Origin of the sequence: Mesorhizobium sp. CO1-1-11 (assembly GCF_020164995.1) — a bacterium.
Classification (GTDB): Bacteria; Pseudomonadota; Alphaproteobacteria; order Rhizobiales; family Rhizobiaceae; genus Mesorhizobium; species Mesorhizobium australicum.
In genome coordinates this window covers 79,412-96,256 of the sequence record NZ_JAIUHE010000001.1, presented here as the reverse complement: position 1 = coordinate 96,256, position 16,845 = coordinate 79,412, and the positions used below count along the sequence as shown (strand labels likewise).

Here is a 16,845-nt window from a genome sequence, read left to right as displayed (position 1 = left end):
GTCAGGCTCTCCCGGTTTCGTCGCGGGCCTGCACGATCGCGGCCACGATGTTGGGGTATGCGGCGCACCGGCAGATGTTGCCGCTCATATATTCCCGGATATCGGCTTCGGAACCGGCGTGGCCTTCGTTGACGCAGCCGATGGCCGACAGAATCTGGCCCGGCGTGCAATAGCCGCACTGGAAGGCGTCATGGTCGATAAAGGCCTGCTGCATCGGATGCAGGGCGCCGTCGCGCGAGGCGAGCCCCTCCACGGTCGTCACGTCCTTGCCCTGCATCATCACCGCGAAGCTCAGGCAGGAGAGGACCCGTTTTCCGTCGACGAGCACGGTGCATGCACCGCATTGCCCATGGTCGCAGCCTTTTTTCGTCCCGGTCAGCCCAACGTGGTCACGCAAGGCGTCGAGCAGGCTGGTCCTGGTGTCGAGCGAGAGCTCGTAAGCCTGCCTGTTGATACGAAGCGAGGTGACGACCGGCTCCCGCAGCTTGGAACGGGAAGCGGCCACTTCCTCCGCCTCGGCCTTGGGAGGCAGGAGCGGTGCGACCGCAGCGGCCGAAACCGTGCCCGTCATGAAAAGTCTCCGGCTGAGGCTAATTGGCTTTGGGACGAGGGTTTCGGACATGGCTCGCTCCTGGGCTGGCTTTCGCCGCTAACCTTTCACTCCGGGCATTGTTCCGAATGCAGTGCGACAAAACCCTGCCTGATCGCGAAAGAGTGATTTTGCTCCGGCATGGCGGTGAGGCGCGGCTAAACCCGATCGAAGCGGCCGCAACGAGGCTTCTTGGTGGAGGGGTGGATCGATGAGGGGAAGGCTCGGACTCGCACCGGTGCCGCTGACCCTGGCGGCGGCCACTTGCCGGCATGCCGGCAAGCAAGAAGAACGACGGTCGAGGCGGCATCCTACTCCATGACATGTGGAGTGTGCCGCTTATCCTCCTTCGGATCGACGTCAATACGTGCCTTTTTCGGATCGAAGGCGCCATGACGCGCGATGGCCAGGGCCGCGGTATCCGGCGTCTCATACGCCCACATGAAGTCATCGGCCGAGCCGCCGACAGCATGAACACGCCAATAGCTCGCTGTTCCCTTCAACGGGCACTCGCTGGTGGTGTTGGTCTTCTCGAACAGGTCGAAATAGATATCCTCGAAGGGGATATAGAAGACCGGCTCATGGCCCTCCTCCCGAAGAATTTTCGCACGGTCGCTTGCAGCGACTATCGCGTCGGAGAACCGGACCGTCACCGTGCCGAGGAATGGTTCTATGCTCATGCCGCCGATAGGGCGCCTGGAAATCGCTTCTGAACCTTGCATCTGAATTCTCCTTGGCCAGCGTCTTGATGGTTGGATGACATTTGTCTTCCACGCGTGAAGTCGAAATGCGCGGCAGTGGATTGAGGTTCCGGTCCCTCCGGAAATCCTGGCGTCCGCAGTCATCAGCCTAGCCGCGCCAGGGGAATGACCGGAGCCTCATCCGTCAGGCCAGCCACGCAAGCGGCAGCGGCGTATAGCAATAGGAAATCACGTTCATTTGGTCGCCGGGGCAGTTGGCTGATCGCCACCGGTCGTCGACTTCGGTCTGGCGTCCTGGTCGACTGGTGGGTTCTTGGTGACGGTGTCGGTGTTGGCCTTCGTCGGCTCGGTGTTGTTGTCACATGCGGTGAGCGCAAGACCCGTTGCCAGGATCAGAAAGGATAGGAACCTCGTCATCGCCATCTCCTCGGGTTGACACTCGACAAACGAGGTTCCGCGATTTTGGTTGCCGCCGTGGCCACCCCTTCCAAGGGGGAGCCGTTCCCTTCATCGATCGTTTCCGCGATGTATTCAGTAAGATCGCCCACCTCATCCTGGATGTCCTGCGCCGCGATCCCCTCATCTTGCGCATCCGCCACGCACTGATTTGCGAGTTCCTCCGCGGCATCGATGCCGGACATAGGGGTAGGCTCGTCAACGACGTGTTCTTCGATCCAATCCGAAATGAAGTGGGCTGTTCGATTGACGATCAGGTCGGCGTCCTCGGACAACTCCGCTTCGCCCCTGAGCTTATCCCTGGTTGTCGTTCTCATCGGACACACCCGTTCACTTGACCAATTTCAAACGCCGATGGGCCGCAAAAGATGCAGGGAAGGAGGAAAATCGTGATCGGCCGCGCATCGGGAACGGGTGTCTTCATCCCGCGTTGTCAGCCACGCTTTGGACATCAGCGAACCCGGTAATGGCTTTGAAACCACAACGAGGCTCTCCGCCGAACGACAAGCAGCCCTCGCTGATCGATGAGGAAGCAGCCGGCCGCGCGGCCTCGACAACGAAGGACAGCAACGCCGCGGCAGGGCGGGAGCCAGGAAGCCGTGGGCGCGACGCCACGTGGCCATCTCAAATCACTGGGCTGGGGTGGAAGGACATCTTCTGGCGACTTTGGGAAGAGTTCAACAAGGACCGGGTTCTGCTGGTGGCTGCCGGCGCAACCTTCTATCTCCTGCTCGCCTTGTTTCCCGCCCTGGCAGCCTTCATCTCGATCTATGGCTTCGTCGCGGACCCGGTCACGGTCGCCGACCATGTCGCTTACCTCCAGGGATTGCTACCGCAGGGCGGGCTCGATCTTATCCGCGATCAGTTGCAGGCCTTGGCCCGCCAGAAAGCAGGCGCTCTCGGCACAGGCTTTTTCATAGGCCTGACAATCGCCCTCTGGAGCGCCAACAGCGGCATGAAGGCGCTCTTCGACGCGATGAACATCGCCTACGAAGAGCGTGAGAAACGCTCGTTCATTACCCTCAATCTGATGTCGATCCTGTTCACGGTCGGAGCCCTGCTCATCGGCATTGTGCTGCTGCTTACGGTGGGTGTTGTCCCGGCGCTGTTGCGCTTTTTCTACCTTGATGCCTGGACAGAAACCGTGGTTGCGGTATCTCGATGGCCCATCCTGGTGGTGTCGATCCTAACCGGCATTTCCTTGCTCTACCGCTTCGGGCCGAGCCGGGAACATGCGAAATGGCGATGGTTGAGTTGGGGAGCGCTTGCGGCAACCGCGGCATGGATTATCGCGTCGTGGCTGTTCTCGTTCTACCTCCAGCATTTTGCCAACTATAACGCGACATACGGCTCGCTCGGTGCCGTGGTCGGCCTGATGATGTGGACATGGATTTCAGTCATCATCCTGATCGCCGGCGCCGCCATCAACGCGGAAATGGAACATCAGACAGCCTGTGACTCGACCACAGGCCCGGCGGTTCCCATGGGTGAGCGCGGCGCGGTCGTCGCCGACACATTGGGCAAGACTGCGGACTGATGAAACTTTCAGGTAGATGTCCCATCGTCACCTGCACGAGCGACAAGGTTCGAGCCACTCTCACCAAGTGCGGCTATCGTCTATAAAACGGGAATGCTGGTACTCAGCGCCCCAGGTTGATGGGAGGGGGGTCCTATTGCCCAATCGGGCAGGCCAAAGAGGATGAGCAGCCACACACCGACTTGCTGAAGGGCGTCGCTGCCCATGGCGCTGGCGGGAAGTCAAAACAGGAACCTTTGCCAAGGCTTTGCCGTTGAAACCGCGTTCGCCATCGCGGACATCACCCTTCAGTCTGCTGAAAGCTAGTTCCGTGGATACGAAGCCTCAGAAAAGCGAGCCGGACCCGTCCGACGACAGGGCTGGACAAAGCAAGCGTCTCGCCAGCCAGCCAAGTTCGCGGCACGACAAATCGGACGATCGGCAAATGGACGACAGGCCGCAGAAATCGAACCTGCTGGGCTTTCCCAGGCGCCATCCCTATTGGACAGCGGCAATTGTCCTCCTGCTTCTGCTTGTTGCGATGGGTGTAGCGATCTGGTGGCTGAATACGCGTCAGTATGAATCCACCGATGATGCCTTCATCGATGCCCGCACGGTAACGGTGAGCGCCGAGATTGCCGGGCGTATCACCGATGTGGCCGTCACCGACAACCAGCCGGTGCGCAAGGGTGACGTTCTCTTGCGCATCGACGACAGCGACTACCGGGCATCGCTCAGCCAAGCGGATGCCGGCGTAGCCGCCGCTCAGGCCGACATCACCAATGTGGCGGCCCAGATCGAGGCGCAAAATGCCAAGATCGACGCCGCCCAGAAGCAGGTGGCGCTGGCCCAGGCAGCGCTCGACTTCGCCAAGGCCGAAGACCAGCGCAATCGCGAATTGCTGACGAAGGGCACGGTGACGCAGCAGCAGGCGCAGCAGGCTGCATCGACCCTTCGACAGGACCAGGCAACCCTGGACAGCGCCGAGGCGGACGTGGCCGCGGCGAAGAGCCAGGTGACAGTGCTGCAGGCACAGACCAAAAGCGGCGAAGCCAAGCTTCACCAGGCACAGGCCAGCCGGGATCAAGCCCGCACGGCACTGACCCGTACCACTATTACAGCCCCTGTCGCCGGCCGCGCGACAAGCATTTCGGCCGCCATCGGCACCTACACCCAGCCGGGTCAGGTGCTCATGATGTTCGTTCCCAACGAAGTCTGGGTAAAGGCGAACTTCAAGGAAACCCAACTCGACAGGATGCGAACCGGACAGCCGGTCGACATCGATATCGACGCCTATCCGGACAAGACCTTTCATGGCCATGTCGACAGCCTGCAGGCCGGCAGCGGCACCGCCTTCAGCCTGCTGCCCGCCGAAAATGCCACCGGCAATTTCGTCAAGGTGGTGCAGCGTGTGCCGGTCAAGATCGTCTTCGACAACCCGCCCGATGTGCTGCTCGGCCCAGGCCTGTCGGTGGTGCCGACGGTCAAGGTGCGATGAGCCGCGACAACGCCAGCGACCAGGGCGAAAGCCGATCCGCGGCCGGTGAGCGCAATCCCTGGCTCATCGCCATCATTGTCTCCATTGCCACCTTCATGCTGGTGCTCGACACCTCGATCGCCAATGTGGCGCTGCGCAACATCGCCGGCAGCCTGGCTGCCGGCATGGATGAAAGTACCTGGGTCATCACCACCTATCTGGTCGCCAACTCCGTGATCATTCCAATCAGTGGGTGGCTGGCCAGCGTGATCGGCCGCAAGCGCTACTACATGCTTTGCGTCGCGACGTTTACCCTGGCATCGCTGCTGTGCGGGCTGGCGCCCAATCTCGAGATGCTCATCGTCTTCAGGATCCTGCAGGGCCTCGGCGGCGGCGGCATGGCGCCAAGCGAGCAATCCATCCTGGCCGACACCTTTCCGCCTGAAAAGCGCTCGCAGGCATTTGCCCTCTACGGCATCGCCGTCATCGTCGCGCCGACGGTCGGGCCGACCATCGGCGGCTGGCTGACCGACAATTTTTCGTGGCACTGGATCTTCTTCATCAACGTGCCGTTCGGCATCATGTCACTGGCGTTGGTGCAGTGGCTGCTGGTCGAACCGGAGGTACTCGAACGCGAACGCCAGCAGCGGCTGAAAGGAGGTCCCAGGATCGACTGGGTCGGATTCATCCTGGTGGCGACCGCGCTCGGCTGCCTCGAAATCTTTCTCGACGAGGGCCAGCGCAACGACTGGTTCGCGTCGAGCTTCATCACGACTTTCGCCATTATCTCGGCGATCTCCTTCGCCCTGCTGATCCCATGGGAATTCCGCCACCGCGATCCGATCGTCGACATGCGCCTGCTGTTCACCCGCCAGTTCGGTACATCCTTCCTGGTGATGATGGCGGTCGGTGCGGTGCTGTTCAGCACCACGCAGCTGATGCCCCAGCTGCAGCAGACCGCCTTCGACTACACGGCGACGCTATCGGGCCTGTCGATGATGCCGGGCGGCATCGCCATGCTGATGCTCATGCCGATTTCGGGATTTGCCGCCGGCATCGTCCAGCCAAAATACCTGATCATGGCGGGCATGGCGGTGGTGGCGATCGGCCTGTGGCATATGACTTCGCTTACGCCCGACGCCAGCTTCAGCTTCTTTGCCTTTGCCCGCATCTTCCTGATGATCGGATTGCCGTTCCTGTTTATCCCGATTTCGACCGCGGCATATGTCGGTCTGGCGCCGCAAAAGACCAACCAGGCCTCGGCCTTGATCAATGTTGCCCGCAATATCGGCGGCAGCATCGGCGTGTCGCTCTCCAACACTGTGATCGCCCAGAACGCACAACTCCATCAGGCGAACCTTGTCGGCCACACCGCGCAATCGTCGCCCGCCTACCAGCAGGTGGTACGGCAGGCGACCGAGCACTTCGTCGCCGAGGGTTCCTCGATGCTCCAGGCCAAGCAGCAGGCCATTGGCTGGATCGGGCAGTTGATCGCCCGCCAGGCTTCACTGCTCGCCTATATCGACGTCTTTCGTTACTGCGCGGTGGCAACGGCGCTGCTGGTTCCTCTCGCCCTTCTGCTGCGGTCTTCGCAAGGAAACCCGACCGGCAATAGCGGGGAGGCGTCTGGACCTCCTGGATGACAGGAACCGATCGCCGGCCGGTCCGCACCGCGAACCGCTCCAAGCGGAACGGATCGTCTTCTTGCCGGTTGTGAAGGAAAGGAGATTTCCCATGTCAGACGGTATCATGTGGCTAATCGTCGTCGCCGGCGGGCCAGCGTTGCTGGTCATACTGATTGCCTATGTCCTGGTAACCCGCCGTAACCGTGGTCCGGTTGAACGCAGGGAAAGCGACCGCGCTACCGATCAGCTCTATCGCGAGGACGATCGGCGATAGCTTGCGCATTGGCGGTGTAGGAGGTCGTCGCGGACATGCAACGACCTCCCCTTGGTCTCACCGCATCAAGCACCGCCTCAGGAACGCAAAGAGCCTGTTCCCGCTGATCGTTGCACGGACCCGAGCCGCGGCCCATCGGGCTTTCATGGTGGCACCGACGTGGCAATCACAGACAATGTCGTGGAGTTGCCAGTCGCTCAATTCGAAGAAGCGCTTTGCCTCGCCGTATGTGTCGTCCCCCAGCCCCGATGCACGCAAGATCGGGTCTTCGAAGGCAACCGCGAGTGCCGATCCTTCCCCACGTGCGATGGCCCGTGCTTCAGGACGCAAATGTTCCGTGCCGGTTAGCGCACCGAGGCATCGTTCGGGATTTTGCTCGAGAAGTTCAGCCCAACGCGCGATGCGTTCATTACGTGTCATTACCGAAAACGGCGCCAGCGGCTCAATCCTGGCGACGGTTTGGAGCTGGTCGAGTGTCTGATGTTTCATGGTCGGCTCCTGTCTGAGAGGGAGAAGCACCCACGCCTTCTGAAGAAATTATCGCCCGGCAGGGCTTCGACAAGACGGAGGTTTGACGAATTCGCCGCTGGCGACGAACTCCAAAATAATATCGCGGGCCAACAACCGTGATCAGCTCGCACTATCGCGCCGCCACTTCCTGGCAGAGCCTTCCAACTGAATGCTCGCACGATGCCGTGGCGTCAGAGTTCCAGCAGGGCATAGGGGCGGCCGTTCGGTTTGGCCACGTGCATGGCGACGTTGTAAACCTTGGCGCCGCCGGGCGTTTGGCCTTCATAGGAGCCGCGATGCGCGTGACCGTGCACAACGGCGCTGACCCTGAACCGATCGATCGTCTCGGCAAGGCGTGAAGAGCCAAGAAACGGAAATATCTCCAGCGGTTCTCCCTCGACGGTCTCAGCGATCGGCGCGTAGTGGAGGACCACGAGCGTCCGCTTCGCCCGTACCTGGCGCATCGCGTTTTCGAGGCGCATTGCCTCGTTGACACTTTCCGAGACCATCGCCTTGATCGCGGGTTCGCCGAAGGAGCCGAGCATGCGCGATCCGAAGCCACCGACGAACCCTTTCACGCCGACGAAGCCGACCTCCTCGATTTCGACCGCATGGCCATCGAGAAGGTGAACATGCGCCTGGCGCAGGATGTTTGCGACGTCGTCCACCGCGCCGGATTCGTAGTCGTGGTTGCCGAGCACCGCCACCACGGGGATCGAGCAGTTGCGCAGGTCCTCGGCGAGCATCTCCGCCTCACGAGGCTTGCCGAGATTGGTGAGATCTCCCGTCAGGACGAGAATCTCGGCTTCCCTCGATATCTCGCCGAAGAGATCGCGATACGAGGTTCGGGGATCTTCCCTGACATGCAAATCCCCCATGGCAGCAACTCTGAGCGTCCCTGCGTTATCCTTCGGCGCGGCGTTCTCCAGGCGGTCAGGCATCACGAAAATCTCCCACGCCGCCGACGCCGGCGAAGCCCCATTCCTTGACATCGATCTCGTAGTCGGTTTGCGACAGCAGCCGCCCGCGGCAGATCTTCATCCTGGGGGACGGCAATTGCCGTTGCTTGGCGAGGCGGTCGAGGAGTTCATCGAGGAGCCATGCCGGGATGTGATCGCGCTCGCTTGGGTAAATCCATCTGAAGTTGATGAGCTGCATCAGCAGGACCTCCCAATGAACCTCCAGATAGGAAAGCAGCCGGTGCCAATCTATCTGGTCGTGTGCCTTGAGGATCGTGTGGGCGATATCGGCGCCGTCGTGCCGGCCCCTGTCTTGGATGAAGCATTTGGACCAGATGAGTTCGGTCGGGCCGATGATCCGTACACGGCTGCCCAGCAACTCGGTCTGTCTGGCGTGCTCCAGCCATCGATCGCCAACAGGCATCATGCCGTTGGCCGATCCGAAGATGACGTCGAAGAAATGCCTGCCCTTGAACACCTTGCCAAGCCACCGGTCGTCCACGATTTCGACGGCATATCCAAGCTCCTTGAAATGGGCGAGGATCCGCGCGTAGTCACCGGCCTTGCAGAAGATATCGAGATCCTTAGTCTGGCGAGTGACGCCGGTATAGGCGCTTACCGCATAGGTTCCAGCGACCAGAAAGGGAATGTCCGTGGCGGTGAGCTCGCGGACGGCTTCCATGTAGAACACCTCCGCCCCGGCGTGCTTAAGCGTCGGCGCCGCCTTTGCATTGATCAACGGGAGCGAAACCAGGACGTCTTCGCGTGATCGATCGGTGGTCATCAATGATGGCTCCTAGCCGCCAACCGACAAGTCGGCCGCTGGGACAACAACGTCGACCCCTCCATGGTTCCGCCTTGCGGGCGGGGTCGGTTTCGTCATGGAGCGATCCGTTCCGAGCGGCGGAGATTCCGCAGGCAACATGGCTTCAAACGAGATCGAACCCAGCCCGATATCCTCGAGATGGGTTCGATGGTGCTTAAACGCCGCAAAGCGCCCCTGCATGCGCGGCAAGATCGATTTCCGCGACCTCGTCGCTGCGTGCCAGTCAGAGGAACGTGAGCCGCTTTCAGGGTCGATTGATTGCACGTCCGCCGTCGCGATCGATCTCGCCCGGCACGTATTCGCCTGCATTGGCATCGAAGCCGGTCCAGCCGTCGGCCTCGTACGATCTGCGGCGTTCGGCCAGGTCCACCGATCGGGATTGCCCCAAAATCTGCTCGGCATTCGGCACGAGTTCGTCCTCCACCTTGGCCGTCACCAAGGTACCGCCGCGGCGTACACCTTCCGCATAGACGTGCGCATCGCGCTCGGGCACGCCCGATTCCGTCAGAGCGCCAATGATGCCGCCGGCCGCTCCACCGGCCACGGCACCGGCAACCGCACCGGCGGCGGTGGCGGCGAGCCATCCGGCCGCGACCACCGGGCCAACACCCGGGATGGCCATGACGCCAAGTCCCGTGAGCAACCCCCCGGCGCCGCCGATCACGGCTCCGATTCCGGCACCGCTGCCAGCGTCTTCAGCGGCCTCGGAACGATTTGCGTCGTACCAGTCATCCGAGTTGTTGGCGACGATGCTGATGTTGGAATGCGGGACTCCCGTCGCCTCAAGCTCGCCGACCGCATCGGCCGCGTCGTCATAATTGTCGAACAGTCCAGTTACGGTTTTCATGTGATTTCTCCTGATCCACGCTCACTTGCTTGCGGCAACCACGTTGCCCTGGTAGTCGACGCCAACGTTGAGGTTTTCGCCTCCCTTGGCCGCCTGGCCGCGCCAGATGCCCTGATCGTCCTTGGTCAGCTTCGACACGTTCGAATATCCGGCGTTCTCGATACGGCTCTTGGCCTGGGCTTCAGTGAAGCTGTTTGCACCAGGAACGAGGGCGGCGGCGTTGGGAGTATTGTCGGTCTTCACCGCCGGCGTTGTCGCTCCCGTAACGGAATCTTGCCCGGCGGCGATCTTTTCGATCGCCTGCTGGTGCATCTTCAGCGTGCCGACCGTTTGCTGGGCAAAAGTCTTGAGCGCGGCGTTGTCACCCCCGCTGGCATAATCCTCGAACAGCTTGACGGCTTCGTCATGCGCCTTGCGCTGCGCGTCGACATAGGCCGGATCAATCGGCCCCTGCGCGTTCTTGAGCTTATCCAGATCGCCCTGATGCTGAGCGTCGAGCGCTGAGGGCACCTTCAGTTTTTGTTCGCCGGCGACCGCTTGCAGCTTGGTGTTGGCGGCGCCGTGGTCCCGGATCATCATCTGGGCAAAATCCTTGATGCGCTGGTCCTGGGACTTGCCCAAGGCAATCTGACTCGAGTCCACTTCGAACTTGCCGCCGACGGCAGCCTTGTCGACAAAATCCTGGGCGCTGTCGGCCGCGAAGGCAGGCATTGCGAGAACCGTGGAAGCAACCGCGAGGGATGCGAGAAGGTGTCGTGTTTTCATCGGCTTTGTCCTTGTCGGTGAGCGAATTTGCGCTGCGTCCTAACAAGCCAAGATGCGCTTTGTTCCGCTCTCCAGGCCCCATGCCGCTAGACCCGGCAGCGCCAGAAAACCATGGGTGGAGACGAGCGGCTCAGGCGTCGTTATTCCAAATTCCAAACGCCAGGTGCACTGGAACAAATCGACTGTCGCGGCGTTAGAGGCCGTCCGCGGAAGGCTCCGTGGAGCAACAGGCGAAGGTCTTGGAGGGGCGGGTGCGTACAGGCCATTTCAGAAAACCGATCGTTATTCAACCTGGCCGCATAGACCGCGACAGAGTTGTGGTCTCTGTGTGCGATGCCGCCGAAGTGCTGCTGCGGGACTGGCCAAAGCCGACGTCGGAAAGGCGTCTTGCCGCGATCAGGGCCTGCCTTGCGGTGATGCGTGGCGAAAAGCCTCCAAGGGTTGCACGACGGGCGTTCATTGTTGCGGCCAAGGACGCCAGGATTCTGCTCGGCGATCAAATCTAGTCGTTGGCGCTATGCGCACCACCGCTGCGGATTTGGCAGAGCCTGGTTCGAACGAGAGAGGTGAGTGCCAAGATGTCAATTCCTACACCGGCCTCTGCCAGAGGCGAGATCCAGGGGGGAGAGACGCAGGACAAAACGCCGGGCTTCGATCCTGCCGTTGCTCCGATGGAGACCGATGCCGAGGCGGCGGACACACAAAATCCGATCCCTACGGAGCCGCCACCTTCCCGCCGGCCGAAATTCGAAAATGACGCCAGCTTCGCCAATGCGATGCGGCCGGTCGAAGGCGAGCCGGAACTACGACCTCGCAGCAACTGGCCGCTGTTGGTCGTTGCAGCCGTCGTTTTGGTAGCGGCCGCGGTTTTTCTGGCGGCGAGCATGCTTCGGTGAAACGTCTGCGAGAAAGCGCGGCGACGGCCTATTCGCGAAGATCGGGTGCGCTCTTCATGCCGGAAAGTTCGGTCATCGGACACAGCAGCCGCGGCCGCGCCGGGTTAGAAATGTCGAGCTTGTCCCAAGGGATGCGGTATAGGCCATCGCGGCGGCGCAGCCGAAAGAGATCGAGCACGGCCACGCCTATGGCCGAGGTCGAAAGACGCTCGAAAGCGGCGTAGACGCCGACATGGAATTCGGTAACGACAAAATCGTCGCCATCCGGTTCGGCGCGGATTTCCTCGATGTAGCCGATGCTCTTGCCCCGCTGCGAAAGCACGCGTCGCCCAGCCAGATGTTCAAGATTGACGATGGTCATCATCAAGCTCCCGGAATGCGTCCGATGACATGATCGCGCAACCAGTCCTGCCAGGCGAAGATCGTCGTGCGACGCACATCGATATCGAACTCGATGTCGACGCCGATATCCTTCACCTTGTGCCAGGCGATCCGATGCGGCTCGCCGTGGCGCTTGCCACCCAGCTTTGCCGCGAGTTGCGCCATCCATCGCCCCGGCCACGTGCCAAGGCGACGCGCCAAAGTGATGGAGCCGAGTTCGATCGCGACGATCCTTGGGGGCTTGCCCTGCCGCAATTCGGCCACCAGCCCATCGACCTTGCCGATTTTGACCTGGCGGCGGTCGACCACCTGCTTGTCCAGGAGATCACGCAGCAACTCCATCATGTGCCTCCGAATATCTGCAGCGGGATCGTCACCACGGCCAGCACAAAGCCGAGCGCGATGATGAAGATGACCGCGGCATTCGAGAGAATGCCGTTGCGATGCTCGCCGACGTAGCGTTCGTCGTTCAGCAGAAAAAGGAATGGAACCACCGTCAACGGCAGGCTGGCCGCCGTCAGCGCCATGGAAAATATGGTGAGCCTCAACGGATCGACACCAAGCATGATCGGGATGGCCGCAAGCAACAACGATATCGTATACACGGCGCTGAAGCCTGGATTGTCGCGCGGCTTGCGGTCCTCGCCCCAGGTCCAGCCGAAACCTTGCGCCACGAGGTAAGCCTGTTGCAGCGCGACTTCGAGTGCAGCGCCGAAGCAGGCAATGGCGAGAGAGGCTACGAACAGGATGAAACCCCATAAGCCGAATACCGGGATCAGCATCAATGGCATTTGGTGATAGTCGTCGACCTGGTTGATGCCGTGCGTGGCCAGCACGAGAGCGGCCACGATCAACACGCCGATCGAAATAGTGCCGCCGAAGGTCATCCCCAGTCCCGCTATGGCCCGGTTGGCGCCGAGGTAGCTCTTGTCCCACTGGTCCTCGATAGCCCCCGAGGAATAGAACATGAACAGGTAGGGCGATATCGAGGCGCCGAGAATGCTGACCGCCATGAACCAGTAATTGGCGGTATCGTGGGCTGGCAGCGAAGGCACCGCGCCAGCCGCGACCGCCGTCCAATCGGGTTTCAGCATCACGGCCGCGACGACGAAACACAACGTCACCAAGCCGAGCATCGACACACCTTTCTCGATGAAACCGAACGTGCCTTTCCAGAGCAGCAGCCATGCCAGAAAAGCCACCGGCAGAGCCCACCACTGGAAGCCTATGCCCGTGGCAAGTTCGAGTGCGATGGCAACGCCGCCGATCTCGGCGGAGAGCACCATGAGACTGAGCAGCAAGGTGGCAAGCAACGGCCACACAAAGACGTTGAAACCAAATCTCTCGCGGATGCCGTCGCAGATCGTGTGATGGCTCACCGCGGCGAACCGGCCGGCCATTTCCACCAGAAAGATGATGCAGATGGTGCCGAGGACCACGGCCCAGATCAACTGGAAGCCGAAGGTTGCGCCCGCTTGGGCCGCCGTTGCCATCGATCCGACTTCAAGGAAGCCGCCAACGCTGGTAACCACGCCAAGCGATATCTCCACGAGCTTCTTCATGGCTTCGGCGCGAAATATCTGGCATAGGCGGTGGCCAGCGTGCGCGAGCCCCGTCGAAGATCCTGCTTTGCGTTTTGGACCTCCGCTCGATTGTCCGCCTGCAATCCCGCTTCGGCGCGAGCCACCGCGGCTGACAGATCCTTGATCGCTGCCGCCAAAGCAGATTGCTCGGCGGGTTCAGCCGTTCCGGCCGATCGGATTTGTGCCTCGGCGTCGGCCAGAGTCTTGCCGGTCGACCGCAGCGTGCCGGCTGTGTATGCGAACGGCGCCGCCCCATCCATCCAGGCATCGAGCATTACCGATACGGTCTGTGCCGCGGAGGCCGCCGTTTTTGATTGCTGCTCGATCTGGTCGGAGGACGAGCATCCCGCCAAGACGCCCGTGAGCAACAGCACGCGCATACAACTCAGCCTCGGATAAGGGCCACTAAAGGTCAAAGCCGGCGTTTGGTGCGCCACGAGAATGGTCTCCCGAGCCGATGGAAGTCACGGTCGGCGTGAATTGATCTAGAGCGCCCGGTGTGCCCGTCAATCAAACGCCACCGCTCGGACAGGCGCCGACCGCGAGACATAAGGACCAGCGACAGAGGCCCGCCGGCCACGAGACCCAATTCAAGCGGAACAAAGCATCGATTGTGGGATTGGAACACGGGAAGGTGGCGACCCGTCCTGATCATCGACGTGATGGACTGCTGCACACAGGATTCGGCAATGCCTCGTCTCATAGTCTGGATAGCCATCGTGGCAGCCGTCATCATTGCGGCTTGGTTGTGGCTCGGCAGCCATAGAACGAGCAACGATAGCGGCAGCCAGCCCGCGCCCCACGCGATCGACCAGAACGGCTAATTCACTCCTGCTCTGTTGGATCTGCAGGGTTCTCGATCCTGTATTCGTGGACCAGGCCGAGAACCTGATTTCTCACTGTCTCGCGCGCTTCGGGCTGAATGAAAAGCATCAGCCGGTCGACGGTTTCAACGACCGGCCGCGGCAGGTCCGCTACCGCGTCGGTGAGCTCACTGCCATGTTCATACATGTTGTCCGTTAGCTTCTTGTCCAGATCGGAAAGGATACCCATCACCAAGCTCCATAGCTTTGCTCTCCATGCCGATAATGGTCAGTCCTGCGGAGATGTTCCGAGAAGCACGCAAGCTATGCGAAGCGCGATGGCAGAGCCAGACCGGGAAAACCAGCAACCAACCAGACCAGGAGCAGAAGGAACATCAGAAACAGTACGGTGGGATGACAGACAACGCGTTGAGCTGAAATGATATGAAAGACGGCGCCGTCGGTGCCCAAGTTGCGGCTGTTGGCTAGCCGTGAATCACTGCTGCCCCGGCATCTCGGTATTCTCCTTGGGATCTTTCTTGACCCCTGCAGCCGGTGAGGTGTCCGCCGGAGCGTTGCCGCCCTGGTTCTGCTCAGGCGCTCGTTTCAGGGGCGAGGTGCGCCACCCCACATCGACGTAGAGAAAGCCGATCAGGAAACCGACGATGATGACAGCGGCTATCACCAGCGAGAGTAGTGCGTTGCGTCGTTCCATCCTGCGGCTCCCTTCGCCTGCCGAACAGCCACTGACGAAAATAGTTCCACAGCCAGGTGGCACCGAGGCCGGGCGCCGGCCGTCACCGCAGCCGCGAAGCAACGCAACGGGATCGAGCTCGGCCGGGTCGCGCCAGCGACGTGCGCCCTTGCTGTTGCGATCATATCGAAACCAGACGCGGCGTCACTTTGCAACTCATGCGCGTCTCACGATTCTCGCCGGCGTCACTACCCGGGCAAGCAACGGCAAAACCCTAACCACCAGATGGCTTCGGTGATGCCGGCTGTGTCGGCTGCGTGCCTTGCTGGTCCCCGCCGGTGCTGGACTGCGGTGTCGGATTGGTATCCGTCGTTGGATTCTTGTTCACCGGCTGGCTGTTCATCGTATCCGTCTTGGATTTGACGGGGTCGGCATTGTTGTTGCACGCCGCCAGGGCGAGCAACGCCGATGCCGACCAAATCAACCACATCGCTTTCATACTGACTTTTCCTGGATGAGTTCGGGTGAAGCAACCTGCAAGGGACCTATTCGATCGAACCGGATGGAAAGCCCTTGTTTGACGGCACTTTTAGCCAGCAAATGATCCAGCTCGCTATCGTCGATGGGGCTGCGAACCAGCTGACGAATGGCCTTGCACGCCAACTCGGTCGAGACGAAGTCATATCTCCTGCTTCTGGCGGATACATATTGTTCGACCAGCATCTTCACGCGCCTGAGCGCGATTTCATCGGCATATTGCATTTTCGTTTCTCCTGCGCGCCGAACTGCCGAGTGTGTGGGTTGTTCCCAGCTGAACTCGAAACACGATCGCCAAGCTCATGAGAAAGCCCGCGCCTCCCGGCCGGGGAGCGCGCGGGCTGATCAGGCTGAGGGGAACCCGATCGCGCGGCGCCAAACAAGGGGAGCGACGACGCCGCACGACACCGAACCTGGATCGGCCTCAGTTGTTCCACGTCGTCATCTTCGCGTTGTTTGCGCTTGAACGCGCCCAGGGTTTCGACTGGCATGGCCCTTCGGCAGCCCGGCATTCGATCCGGTCCACGCGGAACAATCAGGGACCCCGCTGGTTCGGCCGGAACGAACTTCGGAGGACATGATGACCAACGCAAAGCTGGCCGTGGTGACGGGCGCATCGAGCGGCATCGGGAGGGAACTTGCCAAACTATGCGCCAAGGACGGCTATAACCTGGTCATAGCCGCCGACGAGCCCGCGGTCCAACAGGCGGCCGAGGCTCTGGCTTCGCATGATGTGACCGTTGAAGCCGTCGAGGCAGATCTGGCATCCGTCGAAGGCGTCGATCAACTCATTGCGCGGGTCGGCGATCGCGACATCGACCTTCTGTTCCTGAACGCCGGACGCGGCCTCGGCGACGGCTTTCTCGACCAGGACTGGCAGAAGGTTCGCCGGGTCATCGACACCAACATCACCGGCACGGTCTACCTTGCGCATGAGCTCGGCGCCAGGATGGCACGCCGCGGCCGTGGCCGAATTCTGTTCACCGGATCGATTGCCGGCTTCATGCCCGGCACTTTCCAGGCCGTCTACAACGGCACCAAGGCGTTCATCGATTCCTTCTCGATCGCGCTGCGCCATGAGATGCGGGACACCGGCGTCACAGTCACGGTGCTGATGCCCGGGGCGACGCAGACGCGGTTCTTCGAACGCGCCGAAATGATGGATACCAAGGTCGGCACCGACGAGAAGGACGATCCGGCAGATGTCGCCAGAACCGGTTATGAGGCGATGATGGCGGGAGAGGAACAAGTGATCAGCGGCTGGAAGAACAAGCTGCAGGTCGCCGCCGCGCATATCACTCCGGCAGGTACGCTGGCCGAACAGCACCGCAAAATGGCCGAGCCGGGTTCAGCGTCCAGGGACTGATCTCTTCCTGTCTGCGGACGCAGACCCTTTGCGAGTATCG

24 protein-coding genes are annotated in these 16,845 nt (G+C 61.2%); 7 read left to right on the top strand and 17 right to left on the bottom strand.

What is annotated here, in order from left to right; genetic code table 11:
- Nucleotide 1: 1 nt before the first annotated feature.
- The 4 genes from LB554_RS00520 to LB554_RS00505 all read right to left on the bottom strand — a co-directional run bounded on the left by LB554_RS00520 (nucleotide 2) and on the right by LB554_RS00505 (nucleotide 2,063).
- Complete coding sequence (locus tag LB554_RS00520; RefSeq protein ID WP_224582637.1) at nucleotides 2-622, bottom strand: (2Fe-2S)-binding protein; 621 nt, start codon at nucleotides 620-622, stop codon at nucleotides 2-4.
- A gap of 278 nt (nucleotides 623-900) precedes the next feature.
- Nucleotides 901-1,311: a DUF427 domain-containing protein gene (locus LB554_RS00515; RefSeq protein WP_023771238.1), complete on the bottom strand. Its 411-nt coding sequence runs from the start codon at nucleotides 1,309-1,311 to the stop codon at nucleotides 901-903.
- A gap of 213 nt (nucleotides 1,312-1,524) precedes the next feature.
- A complete protein-coding gene (locus LB554_RS00510) occupies nucleotides 1,525-1,707 on the bottom strand; it encodes a hypothetical protein (RefSeq protein WP_015319116.1) in 183 nt (60 codons plus the stop codon).
- Nucleotides 1,704-2,063: a hypothetical protein gene (locus LB554_RS00505; protein WP_224582636.1), complete on the bottom strand. Its 360-nt coding sequence runs from the start codon at nucleotides 2,061-2,063 to the stop codon at nucleotides 1,704-1,706. Before LB554_RS00505 ends, LB554_RS00510 begins: the two co-directional genes overlap by 4 nt.
- A gap of 149 nt (nucleotides 2,064-2,212) precedes the next feature.
- Between LB554_RS00505 and LB554_RS00500 the strand changes: the two genes are divergently transcribed.
- The 4 genes from LB554_RS00500 (at nucleotide 2,213) to LB554_RS00485 (ending at nucleotide 6,638) form a co-directional block, all read left to right on the top strand.
- The gene (locus LB554_RS00500; RefSeq protein ID WP_140617522.1) at nucleotides 2,213-3,283 is read left to right on the top strand and encodes a YihY/virulence factor BrkB family protein; all 1,071 of its coding nucleotides are present in this window, start codon (nucleotides 2,213-2,215) and stop codon (nucleotides 3,281-3,283) included.
- A 424-nt stretch (nucleotides 3,284-3,707) separates the two neighbouring features.
- Nucleotides 3,708-4,760, top strand: a complete 1,053-nt coding sequence (locus LB554_RS00495; RefSeq protein ID WP_140617523.1) for an HlyD family secretion protein — start codon at nucleotides 3,708-3,710, stop codon at nucleotides 4,758-4,760.
- Nucleotides 4,757-6,382, top strand: coding sequence for a DHA2 family efflux MFS transporter permease subunit (locus LB554_RS00490; RefSeq protein ID WP_224582633.1), 1,626 nt, complete (start codon nucleotides 4,757-4,759; stop codon nucleotides 6,380-6,382). The genes LB554_RS00495 and LB554_RS00490 overlap by 4 nt, the downstream gene beginning before the upstream one ends.
- 91 nt (nucleotides 6,383-6,473) lie before the next feature.
- On the top strand, nucleotides 6,474-6,638 hold the full coding sequence (locus LB554_RS00485) for a hypothetical protein (RefSeq protein WP_015319121.1): 165 nt from the start codon (nucleotides 6,474-6,476) through the stop codon (nucleotides 6,636-6,638).
- Between the two features lie 57 nt (nucleotides 6,639-6,695).
- Here the strand turns inward: LB554_RS00485 and LB554_RS00480 are convergent, their stop codons facing one another.
- The 5 genes from LB554_RS00480 to LB554_RS00460 form a co-directional block, all read right to left on the bottom strand.
- Complete coding sequence (locus LB554_RS00480) at nucleotides 6,696-7,127, bottom strand: hypothetical protein (RefSeq protein ID WP_023771244.1); 432 nt, start codon at nucleotides 7,125-7,127, stop codon at nucleotides 6,696-6,698.
- 212 nt (nucleotides 7,128-7,339) lie between these two features.
- Nucleotides 7,340-8,089, bottom strand: coding sequence for a metallophosphoesterase (locus LB554_RS00475; protein WP_140724293.1), 750 nt, complete (start codon nucleotides 8,087-8,089; stop codon nucleotides 7,340-7,342).
- A complete protein-coding gene (locus LB554_RS00470) occupies nucleotides 8,082-8,891 on the bottom strand; it encodes a hypothetical protein (RefSeq protein ID WP_015319124.1) in 810 nt (269 codons plus the stop codon). Before LB554_RS00470 ends, LB554_RS00475 begins: the two co-directional genes overlap by 8 nt.
- Nucleotides 8,892-9,177: 286 nt before the next feature.
- On the bottom strand, nucleotides 9,178-9,780 hold the full coding sequence (locus LB554_RS00465; RefSeq protein ID WP_015319125.1) for a general stress protein: 603 nt from the start codon (nucleotides 9,778-9,780) through the stop codon (nucleotides 9,178-9,180).
- 21 nt (nucleotides 9,781-9,801) lie between these two features.
- Complete coding sequence (locus tag LB554_RS00460; protein ID WP_224582631.1) at nucleotides 9,802-10,545, bottom strand: DUF4142 domain-containing protein; 744 nt, start codon at nucleotides 10,543-10,545, stop codon at nucleotides 9,802-9,804.
- A gap of 218 nt (nucleotides 10,546-10,763) precedes the next feature.
- On the opposite strand from LB554_RS00460, the gene LB554_RS00455 reads away from it, so the two are divergent.
- Together LB554_RS00455 and LB554_RS00450 are read left to right on the top strand one after the other, a co-directional pair.
- Nucleotides 10,764-11,051: a DUF982 domain-containing protein gene (locus LB554_RS00455; protein WP_224582629.1), complete on the top strand. Its 288-nt coding sequence runs from the start codon at nucleotides 10,764-10,766 to the stop codon at nucleotides 11,049-11,051.
- 72 nt (nucleotides 11,052-11,123) lie between these two features.
- Nucleotides 11,124-11,441, top strand: coding sequence for a hypothetical protein (locus LB554_RS00450; RefSeq protein WP_224582907.1), 318 nt, complete (start codon nucleotides 11,124-11,126; stop codon nucleotides 11,439-11,441).
- 28 nt (nucleotides 11,442-11,469) lie between these two features.
- Here the strand turns inward: LB554_RS00450 and LB554_RS00445 are convergent, their stop codons facing one another.
- The 8 genes from LB554_RS00445 to LB554_RS00410 all read right to left on the bottom strand — a co-directional run bounded on the left by LB554_RS00445 (nucleotide 11,470) and on the right by LB554_RS00410 (nucleotide 15,664).
- Nucleotides 11,470-11,802: a hypothetical protein gene (locus LB554_RS00445; protein WP_015319129.1), complete on the bottom strand. Its 333-nt coding sequence runs from the start codon at nucleotides 11,800-11,802 to the stop codon at nucleotides 11,470-11,472.
- 2 nt (nucleotides 11,803-11,804) lie between these two features.
- Entirely contained in the window at nucleotides 11,805-12,164 is a 360-nt protein-coding gene (locus LB554_RS00440; RefSeq protein WP_015319130.1) for a hypothetical protein, read from the bottom strand.
- Nucleotides 12,164-13,384, bottom strand: a complete 1,221-nt coding sequence (locus LB554_RS00435) for an NRAMP family divalent metal transporter (RefSeq protein ID WP_140823491.1) — start codon at nucleotides 13,382-13,384, stop codon at nucleotides 12,164-12,166. The genes LB554_RS00440 and LB554_RS00435 overlap by 1 nt, the downstream gene beginning before the upstream one ends.
- The gene (locus LB554_RS00430; protein WP_140617528.1) at nucleotides 13,381-13,785 is read right to left on the bottom strand and encodes a hypothetical protein; all 405 of its coding nucleotides are present in this window, start codon (nucleotides 13,783-13,785) and stop codon (nucleotides 13,381-13,383) included. Before LB554_RS00430 ends, LB554_RS00435 begins: the two co-directional genes overlap by 4 nt.
- Before the next feature lie 445 nt (nucleotides 13,786-14,230).
- Nucleotides 14,231-14,458, bottom strand: coding sequence for a hypothetical protein (locus LB554_RS00425; RefSeq protein ID WP_015319133.1), 228 nt, complete (start codon nucleotides 14,456-14,458; stop codon nucleotides 14,231-14,233).
- Between the two features lie 246 nt (nucleotides 14,459-14,704).
- Nucleotides 14,705-14,923, bottom strand: a complete 219-nt coding sequence (locus LB554_RS00420; protein WP_015319134.1) for a hypothetical protein — start codon at nucleotides 14,921-14,923, stop codon at nucleotides 14,705-14,707.
- Between the two features lie 253 nt (nucleotides 14,924-15,176).
- On the bottom strand, nucleotides 15,177-15,401 hold the full coding sequence (locus LB554_RS00415; RefSeq protein ID WP_015319135.1) for a hypothetical protein: 225 nt from the start codon (nucleotides 15,399-15,401) through the stop codon (nucleotides 15,177-15,179).
- Nucleotides 15,398-15,664, bottom strand: a complete 267-nt coding sequence (locus LB554_RS00410; RefSeq protein WP_015319136.1) for a hypothetical protein — start codon at nucleotides 15,662-15,664, stop codon at nucleotides 15,398-15,400. Before LB554_RS00410 ends, LB554_RS00415 begins: the two co-directional genes overlap by 4 nt.
- Nucleotides 15,665-16,019: 355 nt before the next feature.
- On the opposite strand from LB554_RS00410, the gene LB554_RS00405 reads away from it, so the two are divergent.
- Complete coding sequence (locus LB554_RS00405; RefSeq protein ID WP_140715363.1) at nucleotides 16,020-16,805, top strand: SDR family NAD(P)-dependent oxidoreductase; 786 nt, start codon at nucleotides 16,020-16,022, stop codon at nucleotides 16,803-16,805.
- Nucleotides 16,806-16,845: the final 40 nt, after the last annotated feature.